Source organism: Gardnerella sp. DNF01205, from assembly GCF_049244135.1.
In the GTDB taxonomy this organism is placed as follows: domain Bacteria; phylum Actinomycetota; class Actinomycetes; order Actinomycetales; family Bifidobacteriaceae; genus Bifidobacterium; species Bifidobacterium leopoldii.
Genome location: NZ_CP058378.1, coordinates 1,449,045 through 1,463,222 on the forward strand (window position 1 = coordinate 1,449,045; position 14,178 = coordinate 1,463,222).

The 14,178-nt window shown below is 44.3% G+C and carries 10 protein-coding genes; 3 read left to right on the top strand and 7 right to left on the bottom strand.

Going from position 1 to position 14,178, the window contains the following annotated elements:
• Nucleotides 1–109: 109 nt before the first annotated feature.
• Together HXT47_RS05765 and HXT47_RS05770 are read right to left on the bottom strand one after the other, a co-directional pair.
• Nucleotides 110–1,756: an acyl-CoA carboxylase subunit beta gene (locus HXT47_RS05765; protein ID WP_421789021.1), complete on the bottom strand. Its 1,647-nt coding sequence runs from the start codon at nt 1,754–1,756 to the stop codon at nt 110–112.
• Nucleotides 1,753–3,657 (bottom strand): biotin carboxylase N-terminal domain-containing protein, encoded by a 1,905-nt coding sequence (locus tag HXT47_RS05770; RefSeq protein WP_112928805.1) that lies wholly within the window; start codon nt 3,655–3,657, stop codon nt 1,753–1,755. The genes HXT47_RS05765 and HXT47_RS05770 overlap by 4 nt, the downstream gene beginning before the upstream one ends.
• Before the next feature lie 205 nt (nt 3,658–3,862).
• On the opposite strand from HXT47_RS05770, the gene HXT47_RS05775 reads away from it, so the two are divergent.
• On the top strand, nt 3,863–4,513 hold the full coding sequence (locus tag HXT47_RS05775; protein ID WP_112928806.1) for a biotin transporter BioY: 651 nt from the start codon (nt 3,863–3,865) through the stop codon (nt 4,511–4,513).
• 228 nt (nt 4,514–4,741) lie between these two features.
• On the opposite strand, the gene HXT47_RS05780 is transcribed toward HXT47_RS05775, so the two are convergent.
• Nucleotides 4,742–5,644 carry a biotin--[acetyl-CoA-carboxylase] ligase gene (locus HXT47_RS05780; RefSeq protein ID WP_004118602.1) on the bottom strand — a complete coding sequence of 301 codons (903 nt, stop codon included), beginning with the start codon at nt 5,642–5,644 and terminating at the stop codon, nt 4,742–4,744.
• 102 nt (nt 5,645–5,746) lie between these two features.
• Between HXT47_RS05780 and HXT47_RS05785 the strand changes: the two genes are divergently transcribed.
• Together HXT47_RS05785 and HXT47_RS05790 are read left to right on the top strand one after the other, a co-directional pair.
• Nucleotides 5,747–7,777 carry a DUF6020 family protein gene (locus tag HXT47_RS05785; RefSeq protein ID WP_421789024.1) on the top strand — a complete coding sequence of 677 codons (2,031 nt, stop codon included), beginning with the start codon at nt 5,747–5,749 and terminating at the stop codon, nt 7,775–7,777.
• A 15-nt stretch (nt 7,778–7,792) separates the two neighbouring features.
• The gene (locus HXT47_RS05790) at nt 7,793–9,139 is read left to right on the top strand and encodes a helix-turn-helix domain-containing protein (protein ID WP_421789026.1); all 1,347 of its coding nucleotides are present in this window, start codon (nt 7,793–7,795) and stop codon (nt 9,137–9,139) included.
• A 121-nt stretch (nt 9,140–9,260) separates the two neighbouring features.
• On the opposite strand, the gene HXT47_RS05795 is transcribed toward HXT47_RS05790, so the two are convergent.
• The 4 genes from HXT47_RS05795 to rplA all read right to left on the bottom strand — a co-directional run bounded on the left by HXT47_RS05795 (nt 9,261) and on the right by rplA (nt 14,171).
• The gene (locus HXT47_RS05795) at nt 9,261–9,719 is read right to left on the bottom strand and encodes a hypothetical protein (protein WP_004106282.1); all 459 of its coding nucleotides are present in this window, start codon (nt 9,717–9,719) and stop codon (nt 9,261–9,263) included.
• Nucleotides 9,720–10,131: 412 nt separating this feature from the next.
• The gene (locus HXT47_RS05800; RefSeq protein WP_004106279.1) at nt 10,132–11,553 is read right to left on the bottom strand and encodes a hypothetical protein; all 1,422 of its coding nucleotides are present in this window, start codon (nt 11,551–11,553) and stop codon (nt 10,132–10,134) included.
• Between the two features lie 451 nt (nt 11,554–12,004).
• On the bottom strand, nt 12,005–12,865 hold the full coding sequence (locus HXT47_RS05805) for a hypothetical protein (protein ID WP_004118590.1): 861 nt from the start codon (nt 12,863–12,865) through the stop codon (nt 12,005–12,007).
• 610 nt (nt 12,866–13,475) lie between these two features.
• Nucleotides 13,476–14,171, bottom strand: a complete 696-nt coding sequence (gene rplA, locus HXT47_RS05810) for a 50S ribosomal protein L1 (RefSeq protein WP_004106273.1) — start codon at nt 14,169–14,171, stop codon at nt 13,476–13,478.
• Between the last annotated feature and the right edge of the window lie 7 nt (nt 14,172–14,178).

Here is a 14,178-nt window from a genome sequence, read left to right on the forward strand (position 1 = left end):
TTTGGATAAGTTTTATAAATTCTGTAAGTTTTGTAAGGTTTATAAGTTCTGTAAGTTCTATAGTTTTTAGTTATAAGTTTGATAATTCCTATAATTTTTATAAATCTGCTTACATTGGCTGATTTCCGTGATGCTTTCCAGTTCTGGAAACCCGCTTTTTACTGCGCAAAAGTTTCAATGAGCCAGCAATCATATCGCGAGTCTGCTCCGGGTCAATCATTGCGTCAATCTGCCCAGTTTCCAACGAAAGATTTGCGTTAACAGTAGTCGCCTCATACTCGTCAACCAGCTGCTTTCTAAGAGCTGCAACGTCTTGTCCACGCTCTTTAGCTTTTTGCAAATCTTTACGATGAATAATATTCACAGCACCTTGCGCACCCAAAACCGCAATCTGGCTGGTTGGCCACGCGTAATTTACGTCCGCACCCATCGACTTGGAACCCATAACGATATAAGCTCCACCGAAAGCTTTACGCAAAATCACCGTAACCAGCGGAACCTGCGCGTTCGCGTACGCATAAATCACTTTCGCGCCTCGGCGAATAATTCCTGCGTGCTCTTGATCTGAACCAGGCTTATAACCAGGAGTATCTACTAGAGTCACCACAGGCAAATTAAACGCATCACACAATCGCACAAATCGCGCGACTTTTTCGGAAGAATTTACATCCAAAATACCAGCGTTCACCTTCGGCTGATTTGCTACGATTCCAACAGGATGACCCTCAATGCAAGCAAAACCAACCACTGCAGAAGCAGCATACAATTCCTGCACTTGCACGAACTCACCATAATCAACAATTCTGCGAATCACGTCGAGCACATCGTAAGGCTGACGGTCGTTATCTGGCACAATATTCGCCAACTCGCGCGCAGTTTCGCGATCGGCACGAGTAGCAGAATATGCAAAAGTTGGAGGCTCTACCTCGCAGCTAGATGGCAAATAAGCCAAAACTGTGCGCGCGTAGTCAATTGCGTCAGCTTCATCCTCTCCCAAATAGTGAGCGACACCGGAAGTTGCGTTATGCACAAGACCGCCGCCCAAATCGTCCATGCTAATAGCCTCGCCGGTTGCAGCTTTAACAACATCCGGACCGGTTACAAACATGTTTGAGTGCTCGCGAGTCATAATAATCAAATCTGTTAACGCAGGACAATAAACTGCACCGCCAGCGCAAGGACCCAGAATAATTGAGATTTGCGGAATTAAGCCGCTCGCTTCGCAAGTTTTTTTGAAGATACGCCCGTATTGCATAAGCGCGCTCACACCTTCTTGAATGCGAGCGCCGCCGGAATCAATTACGGCAACAACTGGCACGCGAAGTTCAACAGCCATATCTAAAAGATGGCAGATTTTCTCGCCTTCAGCTTTGCCTAAAGTTCCGCCGCGCACGGAAAAGTCTTGTGCATAAACTGCAACTTTTCTGCCATAGACTTCGCCAAATCCGGTGATTACAGCGCACCCTGCAACGTCGTTATTAATGTCACCACCGTTAAAACGTCCGATTTCCACGAACGATCCGGTGTCAAAAAGCAAGTCAAGACGCTCTCTTGCAGTTGACTTTCCTTTTGCGTGCTGACGTTCTAAAGCTTTTTGTTCTGCGTCACGAGCAAGTTGTGCTGCGTGCTGAACTGCAGCTTTTCCGCGACGAGGCTGCAAGTTTGTATCGTCAGCAGAGCTATTAACAGAAGAGTTACTAACTGTTTTCGCTGAAGTTTCAGAGATTTCAGACTTTTCTTTTACTAAAGCGCTCATTTCTGCTCTCCTTCCAGCTTTTCATCGCTTTTTTCGGAAGATTTTTCTGCGCCTTTATCTGCGCTTTTGTCTCCAGCAAGATCAATCGTCACAAGCTTTGCGCCCGATTCCACGCCGTCACCAGGCCCCACAAAAATTCCAGTAACAGTACCAGCAGCCGGCGCGTAAACGTAATTTTCCATCTTCATAGACTCAAGCACCACAAGCAAATCACCCTTAGCAACCTGCTGTCCTTCAGCCACATTCACGCGCGTAATAACAGCTTGCATAGGCGCTGCGATTACGCCAGGAATCTGCTTTTGTTCTTCAGATTTGTGAGTACTTCCGCGAAGCGAACGTCCGCGCAAAGGCTGCGAAGCTCTAGAAACGCTACGAACTCGCGCAGAACCAGTCAAATTATCAACAATATCTTGCGGAATCGTAAGCTTTACGCGCTTATTATCAACCTCAATAATGAAGGATTCCATTGCAGGCTGCTTATTTTCGGATTCATCCGCAGACTTTCCAGAAACAAGCGAAGCCGGCTGACCGCCCAAGGAAGCTGCAGGAACGCGGTTCAAATACTTGCGTTCCATCCACTTAGTAGACACGTCAAAACTGTGATTTTCCGCAGTAAACTCAGGGTCGTTAAAAATCTGCTCAAAAAGTTTTGCTGGAGTTGGCACGCCCTCAATACAAAGTTCCTTCAAAGCGCGACGCACGCGAGCGACAGCAGTTTCGCGACTTTGCGCAGTAATAATAAGCTTGCCCATCATCGAATCGAATTTTGGCGAAATATTATCGCCAACTTCAACACCAAAATCGACGCGAATACCAGGACCGGAAGGCCACTTTATTTTCGTTAAAGTGCCGGAACTTGGAGTCAAATTCGTAGCAGGATCTTCCGAAGTAATGCGAAGCTCGAAGCTGTGTCCGCGAGGTTCTGGATCCTTAATCAACTCGCCGCCGTCAGCAATATTGAGCTGTTCTCGCACTAAATCAAGTCCACTAACTTCCTCACTAACCGTGTGCTCAACTTGCAATCGCGGATTAACTTCCAAGAAGTAGACTTTATGCTGAGAAGTCACCATATATTCGCACGTGCCAAGACCAACGTAGTCAACAGCTTCAAATAGGTTACGAGAATATCGGTAAAGCTGATCTTTTTCATCGTCGGTCAAGAACGGTGCAGGAGCTTCCTCAACCAGCTTTTGGTTTCGGCGCTGCACCGAGCAATCGCGCGTGGAATATACGGTGAAATTTCCGTGAGCGTCGCGGCCGCACTGCGTTTCAACGTGGCGAGCCTTGTCGATAAAACGCTCAATAAAATATTCATCTAAGTCGCCGCCCTGAAGAGCGTCGTGATTCATGTAAAAGCCTCGCAACTCGTCATCGTTACGAACGACTGTAATGCCGCGTCCGCCACCGCCATCCGTGCGCTTCATCATCACAGGATATCCGTGCGTTTGCGCAAAAGTTAAAAGTTCTCGAATATCTTTTACCGGCTCCGAAATGCCTGGAACTGGCGGCACTTTCGCGCGAACTGCCACGCGACGAGCCGTAATCTTATCTCCCAAATCAATAAGAGCTTCCGGGCGAGGACCAATCCAAATAACCCCAGCATCGTTAACTTTTTTCGCAAAAGACGCAACTTCCGAAAGGAAACCGTAACCCGGGTGCACAGCATCCGTGCCGCTTCTTTTAATAATGTCAAGAATCGCATCTTCGTTTAAATAAGTATCACGATACGTGTCTCCGGAAAGTGCGTACGCTTCGTCTGCCATTTCTACAAACTGCGCGTTGCGATCAGTCGGTGCATAAATAGCAACGGTAGAAATGCCCATTTCGTGAGCCGTGCGAATAACTCGCAAGGCAATTTCACCGCGGTTTGCGATGAGAATTTTTTTGATATTCGTAACCATACGTTACAAGATATTAGAAAAGTTGCGTTTACGGATGAGTCGACATACACAAAAGCTAGAGCAAAATTTTGTACACTTCTCCAATGCACATGATTTTTTAGGCACGTAATGTGATTAGCGAAACGGAAAACAACCGGCAAAACCGTTTAATTGACAACCTATTAGCTGCAAACGGCAAACCGGAAATAACCAAAAGAAGGTTTTCATGACTAACATAAATCAAAATAATGCAGCAACAGCTTCAGCAAATTCAAACGTTGCAAATAAGTTGAAAGTAGCTGCAGCATGGCTTGCAAAGCCAGCGCTTCTCACTGTGCTTTTGGCTCTTTCTACCATGGCAGGCGCAATTTATCTTCCTATTACTCCTGTGCCTATTACGTTGCAAACTCTTGTTTTGTGCATTATTGGTTTAACTTTGAGCTGGCGCGAAGGCGTAGCTTCTGTAGTTATGTATCTTGCTGTTGGCGCGGCAGGTTTGCCTGTGTTTGCTGGCTTTAAGGGCGGCTGGGCTGTTTTTGTTGGCCCTACTGCAGGATTCTTAGCCGGTTTCATATTTGGCGTTGCTGCAACTGCAGCTTTGAAGCGCGTATTTGACGTAGCTCTTGACGCAATGATGCCAGAAAACTCCTTCAAGAAGACTTTCGCACGCTTCTGCACTTACTCTGTGGCTTCTATAATCGGCACGATCGTGATTTACGCATTCGGCATTTTCGGTCAAAGCTACCTAACTGGCATGCCACTTTCAACTGCCGCCGCAACCTTGATTATCTTCATGATTGGCGATTTGATTAAGGCTTTTGTTGCAAGCGCAGCTTGCTCCGGCTTGTACAACGCACTTAACAAAAAGCGCGCGTAGCGGAAACGTTATATTGCAGAAAAACGGCATTTCCTTTACACGACTGTAAAGGGAATGCCGTTTTGTATAAGATTGCCGCGCACTTGCTCTTTGACTGAGATAACTAGCAAACAGCTGACGCTTGCGCTTTAAGCGCTCGCTGCTGAGCTTGCACGGAAAGCACACTGTGCTTTCAACTCTGAGCAAGCTCGGCGCTCCGAATTGCTTTCGCGCGCTAAATCGCAGCGCTCAAGCAGGTCGTCGCGCTTCATACGCAACTGCGTGCACATCGCCGCTTTTTACCACAATTTCCTCGCCAGATGCCTCACGAATTGTAAGCGACGCATCTTCTCCAAGCCGCACAGCAGTTCCTGTCACCACGCTTCCGTCAATTGGATGCACGTTAACTTCGCGTCCAAGAGTCCAACACACACCATTTACCTCTTTAAGCAAATCGGCAGCGTTACTTGGATAATCACGCATAAAATCGCACAATCTCGTCCTCAATCCAGTAACTATTTTTGCAGCAATCGTATCACGCAATTCTTTAGATTCCGGCAAATCAGTCATATGCATTTGCAACGAAGTTGCCATCTTAATTGGCAGCACTTCTTGCGGCACGCACAAATTCAATCCGATTCCAAAAATTACTCCAACAACATTGTCTTTGCTTGGATCGGCTACAATTTCTGTTAAGATTCCGCCTTCTTTACAATCGTGCAAAAACACGTCGTTAGGCCATTTAAGTTTTATCGCGCAAGCATCACCGTGTATCGGCGAACTTCCGCACTCTTTAAACGTTTCTAGAAGTGCGTCACGAGCTGTAAGCCCTGCAATAATAGGCAGCCAGCCATTGTGACTTGCGTCCATAACAATTGACTTCGGCAGCAAAGTTACGAATGAAACTAAAAAGCTTTCTCCCGGTCGGCTTACCCACGCGCGTCCAAGCCTGCCGCGACCTGCTGTTTGCTCGTCTGCCACAATCGCAACTATTGCTGACTTTCCGTCATCTCGCGCGATTATTTCGCCTTTTTGTATCATTTCTCGCGCAATATTTTGCGTAGAATCTGTAATTGCGAAATATTTTACCAAATCTGCTACTTCTGATGTCTGCGGCATCAATGCCACACTTTGCGAAGAAAAAATAGTCATATGTATAATTTACATCAGATTATATTTTTGCGCGCGTAATTGCATGTTTTGCGCGCAATAGCAACCAAAATAGCTAGGCATCAATTAAGCAGGTGTTAACACATGGAGCGCATACGTCGCAAAAAGCAGTACAAGAAGCCGCGCACATTGCGTGCTGTTGTAGCACGTTTTTTAGATTACACTCTTGCTGCTTTGTTATGCTTTATACTTGCTTTTTGCACTAGCCTGGGGCCAATTTTCCGCAGTCAAGATATTAAAGTTCATTTAGGATCAATCGCTGATTTTTCGTTGGTTAATGCTTTTATTTTCGTTGCTGCCTTCATAATATACGCATTAATACTGACTGTGCTTATTTACTACGGTAAAAATAAAAAGTTTTTGCCTAAATATCAACGTTTTATGAAATTAATAAAGTCAATTGCGTTAAGAAAAAATAGTGAAAATAAAAAACAGTCAAAATTACAAAAATTTACTACTAAACACGCTATTTTCCGCAATATTTCGCATTTTCTTTTAAAATCTGCAAAACTATTTTTTAATTGCGCTAAATGGTTCATTAACCACTCCACTCGTAACAGAAGAAACCTACTTCTTACTTTTTTCGTGGGCTGGATTTGGGTTCCAGCTACGTTACTTGCCGCATACGGTGCAGATATATGCTCGCAAATTCGTGAGTACAGTTGGACTTGGAATAAAATTACAGGCTTAGACCAGCCTTATATCGGCTTCTTTAGCTTTGTCCCAATGGATATTTACCCAACTGCGCACTACTTGTGGCCAACTCATCCAACTTATTTAACAGATCAGCACAACATTGTTCTAACTGTTATTTATGGCGCAACAACAGCAGTCTCCAGATACTTTACCGACTCAAACGACGCTGGAATTGCACTTCTTGCCTTTGCACAATTTGCATTTGCAGCATGGTGCGTTTGCGCAACAGCACACCGCTTCTTAAACAAACCTTGGCTTAATGCAGAATCTAGCTCAACAAATTGCAGCACAACAACTTTTGCAAGATTCGTTATTCTGCTTATGTTTTTGCTTAATCCGCTTGTGTTGTGCTCAACTATTGCGCTTACAAAATCTCCGCTTTTTGCGTTCGCTTTTGTTTGGTGGTTTGGTATAAATTACGAGTTAACTAATTGCTATCATGCGAACGACACTAAAAATACACCTAGCACAAAGCCGAATGCGCAAAAGCCTAGACTTCACACTGTTTTGGAATTAATTGTTTCAGTGTGTGTAATGCTTATTGCTGCAAAATACGCCTGGTATATTCTGGTTGTTCAATTCATACTTTTAATTATTTTTGAGCGCAAACGCTGGCGTTTGTGGGTTTGCGGAATTTTGCTTCCAATCGTTGTAATTCACGGCTCGTTAATTATGCTTATTTCGAGCGGTGCTATTATTAGCGGCGATCCTATTGAGAGTCGCGGCATTCAGTTACAACAAATTGCACGTATAGCTAAGCTCGATCCGCATAGCATACCGCGTAGTGCAAAGCGCATTATTGCACCAATTTTTAATCTGGATCAAACTGCAGAAGCATACAAACCTTATGACGCAGACCCTGTGAAATCTTCCGGATTGCAGTCTAAAAAAGTGAGTTATCGTTGGCGATACGTTACTAAAGACAATATTCGTAAATTAGATTTCGCTTGGTGGCAAATGATTACGCATAGTCCATTTGTGGCAACTGACGCTTTTCTTGCAAAGACTTACGGATACTTTGATATTTTTGACCGCCCGTATGTTGGGCCAGAATACTACATAGACACTGACAGCATACACAAATCTGATTGGATTAAATATTGGAATCCTAAGTGGCGAACTAAATTTGCAGAAGACATTAGCACGTTTAGTGATATTCCTGTTTTAAGTTGGCCAATTCACGGAAATACTTTCGTTATTTTTACACTACTTATTGGAGTTGCAGAAATTATTCTTCGCCGTTGGCGCACATTGTTATGGCATATTCCACTTGCCTTGCTGGTTGGAGTTATGATTCTTGCTCCAGCTAATAATTTTGAGCGACACATGCTACCGTTAGCTTTTGTTTTCTGCTTTGTAGCACTTACTTTTTGGCGAGATACTTTTACTCAATCGCGCTATAATAGTAGAGAATGTTAGAATCAAAGGCATAAGATGGACGAGAAGAATACACCTCAGTTTGCGCAAGATAGCAGCGCTGCTTCTTCTATTATGTCCGAAGAAAATTATGAAGATAAACTTGCAGGAAACAGCTTACTTAGTAGCGATTTTCTTTCGATACTAGCAAGCGTACAAGCAGCAGAAAAGTACGCGGAGGATTCTAATATTGCCAATTCTCTTGAAAATCAACAGTTAAACAAAACGCAAGTAAACGCTGTATCAAATGATCAAGAGAGCTCTTCTAAAGCAGAGCAAGAAAACGAAGAAAAGCACAAGCACCACTTATGGCATCGTCTTTCATCAAATCAAAGTCGTTCGAGTCATTCAAGTCAATCTTCTGAAAATACTAAAGGTAATAATTCACCGAGTTTTACTCCACTACCCAGCGCGCAAAAATCAACTAGCTCGGAACCGCTTAGAATTTTCGACAATCGTGATGGCCAAGTTTTTGACGCGGCGATACGCTTGCAATTACACTCGATTATTGCCACGTGCTTAATGAATGGTATTGCAGATGCTCGTATTGACGCTTTCATGCATTTACTTCAATGGTCAGATTCGCCAAAAGTTATTGTTATTGCAGGAACTTTCGGCACTGCAATTAAGCCAGATGACGGACCAAATCGCAAGCCAGCACCAGATATTCCACCTGATAACACTGACACTTTGCGCCGAAATATTTGGCCACAGCTTGGTAGTTGCAATGCGTATGATGCAATAGTTGAGCGCACACAAAGTAGTGCTTTGCAGCGCATTACGGGAGCTTGGCAAAAAACGCAAGCACTGATATCAGCATCTACAAAAAATTCTTCTACTTTTGCAGCACCTTCTCATATTATTCTGCTTGCTGTACGCGAAAATCCTAGCGATCAGGCTTTAGAGAAGCTGTGCAAAGTTTTTGAGAATTCTCATAAGACGATTTGTGTTAGCAGCATGGTTGAGGGCGTTGAGCAGATTTCTTCCGCTCTTACTGCTACTCTTGCCGCGATTGCTGTTGCTCCAGCAGTAAAGCATTTGCCGCAAATCATTCACACGGATGATTTACTTCCGGAGCGAGCACTTATTGGCGATGCCACAGCTTTTGATACTCTTTACAACAAGGTGTATCAAAGTTTGGCTCCTTACAGTCATGACGATCCGACTTTGGAAACTATTGACATGTTCTTGCGCTTTGGTGGAGCTCTTGACCAAACAGCACACGAACTTAATGTGCATCCAAATACTGTTCGTTACCGTTTACGTAAAGTTGCGCAAACTACAGGATGGGATGCTACGGATCCGCGCGCCGCTTATGTGCTGCAAACAGCTATAACAATTGGTAGAATTCGCGATTCACATTAAGTCTAACTTTACAAACAAAAAACGTGCGACGCAAAACCAAAGGTTTTACATCACACGCTAAATGCAAGAATAAAGCAAGCACAAACAATAATAATATATTATTTATACTTACAGCACTAATTTAGTGACGAATCTTGCGAAGAGCAGTACCCATGCCGGCAAGAGCAGAAGCAACGACAGCAATCACAGCTACCGCAGCACCGGTCTTAGGAAGCTTAGCCTTAGCTGGAGCAGCTGGAGCTGGAGCTGGGGCTGGCTTCTTATCATTCTCATGGAAATTGCTGGTAAGAGCTCTGTTGTACAAAGTCTTTGTAGCAGGCTCGCAAACTACAGTGCCCAAAGCGTTCTTGTAGCAGTGATTCATATCAGGAACCTGGGTAGGGTCATTGTAACCCTCAGGATTAGCAGGAGCCTGATGAGTCTCTGGATACAAATTCTCACCGTTCAATGGATCTGGAGTACCGTACTCAAGAACATGAGTATCGATTTCATCATCAGCCATTGCTGGAGCAGCAAAAGCACAACCTGCAAGCAAAGTAGCAGCTGCAGCGAAAGCTGCAATGGTCTTCTTCTTTAACATATTAGACCTTCAATCTCTTTTATCTGATCCCCGCGCAAAAGTTAGGGCTAACACGCAGAAGCCAGATACCAATATTAAAACTGGAATAAACCAACCCGGAATACACCAACTCGGAATATACCAATCTAAATTACAATAACACAGGGTACACCAATTTTTCACAAATAGAAAGTATTTTAAAGAAAAAACACTAAATAAAGGCGTTTTGCTGTAACAAAGCAACTACCAGCAGTATAAGAGAACGCTTAGAACTTAACGCAGAACAAACTATGGATAATCAGTTACTGGCGTAATACTGAAGTAAATAATGTAAGCAAAAACTGAACTAAAAAGTAAAAAGTGAGCGCACCGTATTCACATACAGCACGCTCACAAATAGTTAAGCAATCATGCACTTCTGTGCATTAAAAGCTTAGTGGCGAATCTTGCGAAGAGCAGCACCCACACCAGCAAGCACAGAAGCAACAACAGCAACCAAAGCTACAGCAGCACCAGTCTTAGCCAATGGAGCAGCAACATTTGCAGCATTCTTCATTGTCTTATTGTCATTAGTATTACCAGCAACATTTCCAGCGCCGTTGCCAGTACCAGCGCCATTACCGCTAGGCTGACTTGGAACAGGAGTCAAAGGATTAATAGGCTTTGGAGTAAGCTTCTTGCTCTTTTCAGCTTCAGCAAGCAAAGCGCGAGCACCCTCAACAGTCTTAGCCTTACGAATCAGCTTAGCAGTGAAAGTGAAACCTTCCTTCTCAGCCTGCTGAGCAATCTTCTCAATCTCAGCCTTAACAATCTTCTGGAAAGCAGCCTTAGCTTGAGCAAGAAGCTTTACAGTATCAGCATCAAGCTTGCCATCCTTAGCAGCCTTCTTAGCAGCTTCTGCATTAGCGTTCATTTCCTCGTACAAAGCCTTAGCCTGGTCATAAGTCAAGCCCTTGAACAAATCAGCACCATTATACTCAGGCACATTATTAACTGCAGGAGCTACGCCATTGTTAATATTTCTTTTTTCACGCTCAGCCTCAGCAAGCAAAGCCTTCAATGCAGTCAAAGTAGACTTCTTGGAATTACGAATCAGCTTAGCAACGAAAGCGAAACCTTCCTTCTCAGCCTTCTTAGCTAACTCTTCCCTAGCATTCTTCTTACCCTGCTCAAGAAGCTTTGCTACAGCAGCAGACTCCTTAGACTCAGCATAATGTTTCAAAGCATCAATAACACTCTTTGGCAAGCCAAAACGCTCAGCCTCAGCAATAAGCGCATCCTTCTTAGCCTTATCTTTAGATATTGCTTCTTCAACCTTCGCTCTTTGAGCGTCAAACAAAGCTTTTTGAGCAGGAGTTATTGACTTACCAGCAGCTTTCAACGCGGCTTCAAAGTATGAATAATCACCAAGGCTAGCCATGGTAACAACAGTATCATTGTCTATAAGATTATTGTTAACTTTAACAGTAACTTCGTTTTCACCAGAATTAAGCACCGAAGGGAACTCAACCTTATCAACAATGGAATTACCATCAGCAGAAGTAAGACTATTCTGCACCTGAGCTAACAGACCAGCACCAATCTGAGCTACAGTATAGTTAATATCGTTCTCAGCAGTACCGTACTTATCACCCTTCTTGTAAAGAGTAATAGCAGTAGTCTTATGATCCTTGTCTCCTACCTTGAAGTTGAAAACAACACCGTCAAGCTTAGTAACTTGATCGCTCTGCACAGCAGGAGGATTAGCAGGAGGATTAGCATTTGGCTTTTCTGCCATGGCTGGCGCAGCAAACACCAAACCAGAAACCAGCGTAGCACCTGCAGCAAATGCAGCAATCGCTTTCTTATTCAACATAATAAACCTCAATTTTTCTCACATACATTGCGCGACATCATTTGTTCACGCAAATGTAAAATCAATAAACAAAATTTAGTAAATATTCAAAATGAGTTTCAATATTTTGGGAATTAATTCAATATCTTGAGCAATAACCTTCAAAACTTGGGTTATAGGTCAAGACTTTAATCAAACCTAAAATACGCACACATACGGCAAAAGGCTTGGGAAACAAATGCCCTTAGTAGCACAATTAACCAAGCCTCTTACACTAATCAGCATCGCTTCCCTAACAAGCAACACTGATTCAACACTCAACAGCTAACTTACAAACACTATCCACGCTCGCACTGTGAAGAAAGAGATTTGGCAAAACAGTGAAAACGCACAATAAAATTTGCAAGTCGCCTGTGGCATAAAACTTAAACAGTCTCATGCCACAAGTTGAGTGAAAAATTATTCACTAAATTTAGTGACGAATCTTGCGAAGAGCAGCACCCATACCGGCAAGCACGGAAGCAGCAACAGCAGCCAAAGCTACAGCAGCGCCGGTCTTAGCCAATGGAGCAGCGGCAGCTGGGGTCTTAGCTGCAGCAGTCTTAGCCTCAGCCTTAGCAGCAGCCTTCTTAGCTGGAGCCTTCTTACCTGGGAAGTTTGGTTCCTTCTTCATAGCATTCAAGATATCCTTGGCACCAGTGTCGCAGCTCTGATCCTTAGCGTGATCGCGTGCGGAATCCAACAAGGCAGCAGCGCGAGTACGGTTGTTATCAGCAACCTTGAGCAAAGCTTCTACCTGAGCCTGAAGCTGCTGGACTTCGTGAGCCTCAACGTAATCACCCTTAGCAAGGGCATCCTTCATATCCTCAGCAAGCTCAGCCTTGAGATCCTTAACAGTAGCTTCAACATGACCGTAGTGCAAAACAGCCTTCTCAAGCTTACGACGAATATCCTTCAAGTAAGCGCAGGTGTCACCCATACCCTTGATGAGGTCATCCCAGCCGTGAGCCTGTGTAGCTTCAAGCTTTTGGAGAAGAGCATCATAAAGGTGAACATTGGTCTGCGCACGCTTCAAAACCTCTACGAACTGACCCTTGTAGTTATGCTGAAGCAAATCAGAGTTGATTGGATCATGGCTTTCTGGATCAGCTGCAGGAGTACCAGGAACACCATTATCAGACTGCTGACCAGTTGGATCAGTAGTGTGGCTGCTCATACCTGGAACCTTAATCCAGTCATCCAAGCCTGCTGCCATTGCTGGAGCAGAAAAAGCGAAACCGGAGAGGAGGGTGGCGCCAGCAGCGAATGCGGCAATAGCCTTCTTATTCAACATAATATTTTCCTTTCTTCTTCTCCTTCACGCCAAGCGCGCGAAGAAAAATTAACATTCACAACTTAAGTTTTGTGAATAACTACCAGCGCAGAGCATCCGGCTGGAAGCTGTTATTAACATACCCCCCCCCCGTTCGAAAAAGTCAAGAGCAGACACACAACTCATTAACAAAAAATATTCATATTTTTATGAAAATATTTCAGTCAAACTATTTTTAAAAGTAAAAAATACAGTATTACACATTACTTTTCGTAAAAATGTCAATTTCAAGGTTTTTAAAGATTTTTCCCAGAAAACTCTCAGGAAACTCTTGAATACTCCCCCAACCAGCCGTAAAACCGTTGCAAAACCGCCATTCCCCCGCGACACGCCGCGCACGACTACGCGCCCTCAACTTCTCCAGTCACCTATTCATTACTAACGCAGTTTGCGTACTGCACCAGTAACGCAAAATCTCAATTATTCGTTGCTAACGCAGAAACGCAGTAACGCAAGTAACAAAAAACGCTGAAAACATGACTCAAAAGAGCACATTTTCAGCGTTTATAAGTTTTAAACTTAATCTACTACTTACCAGCCATGCTTTCGCATAAGCTACGCAAGCAATAAATCAGGCAGCAATGCTGGCGATATCAACTGGAACACCAGGAGCCATCGTGGAGGTCACAGTTACCTTAGTAATGTAACGACCCTTGATGGTGCTTGGCTTCAAGCGACGGATTTCGTCTGCGACAGCCTTGAAGTTCTCTTCAAGAGCCTTAGCATCGAAGGAGAGCTTGCCGAAGAGGAAGGACAGGTTGCCCTGGCGATCCACGCGGAACTCAATCTTACCGCCCTTAATGTCGGCAACAGCCTTGGCTACATCCATAGTCACGGTGCCAGTCTTTGGGTTTGGCATCAAGCTACGAGGACCGAGAACACGACCCAAGCGGCCAACCTTACCCATCATGTCTGGGGTTGCAACGACTGCATCGAAGTCAAGGAAGCCACCGGCAACCTTTTCGATAAGCTCGTCATCACCAACAATGTCAGCGCCAGCTTCCTGAGCCTCAGTAGCCTTTGGGCCACGAGCGAACACCAAAACCTTAGCGGTTTTACCGGTGCCGTTTGGCAAGTTCACAACGCCACGAACCAACTGATCAGCCTTGCGAGGATCCACGTTAAGGCGCATAACAGCCTCAACAGACTCATCGAAAGCGTGCTTTGGCATGCTCTGCAACAAAGCGATAGCTTCAGCTGGGGTGTACAGGTTATTGCGGTCGATCTTCTCAGCCGCTTCACGATACTTCTTAGAACGCTTAGCCATTTCTACA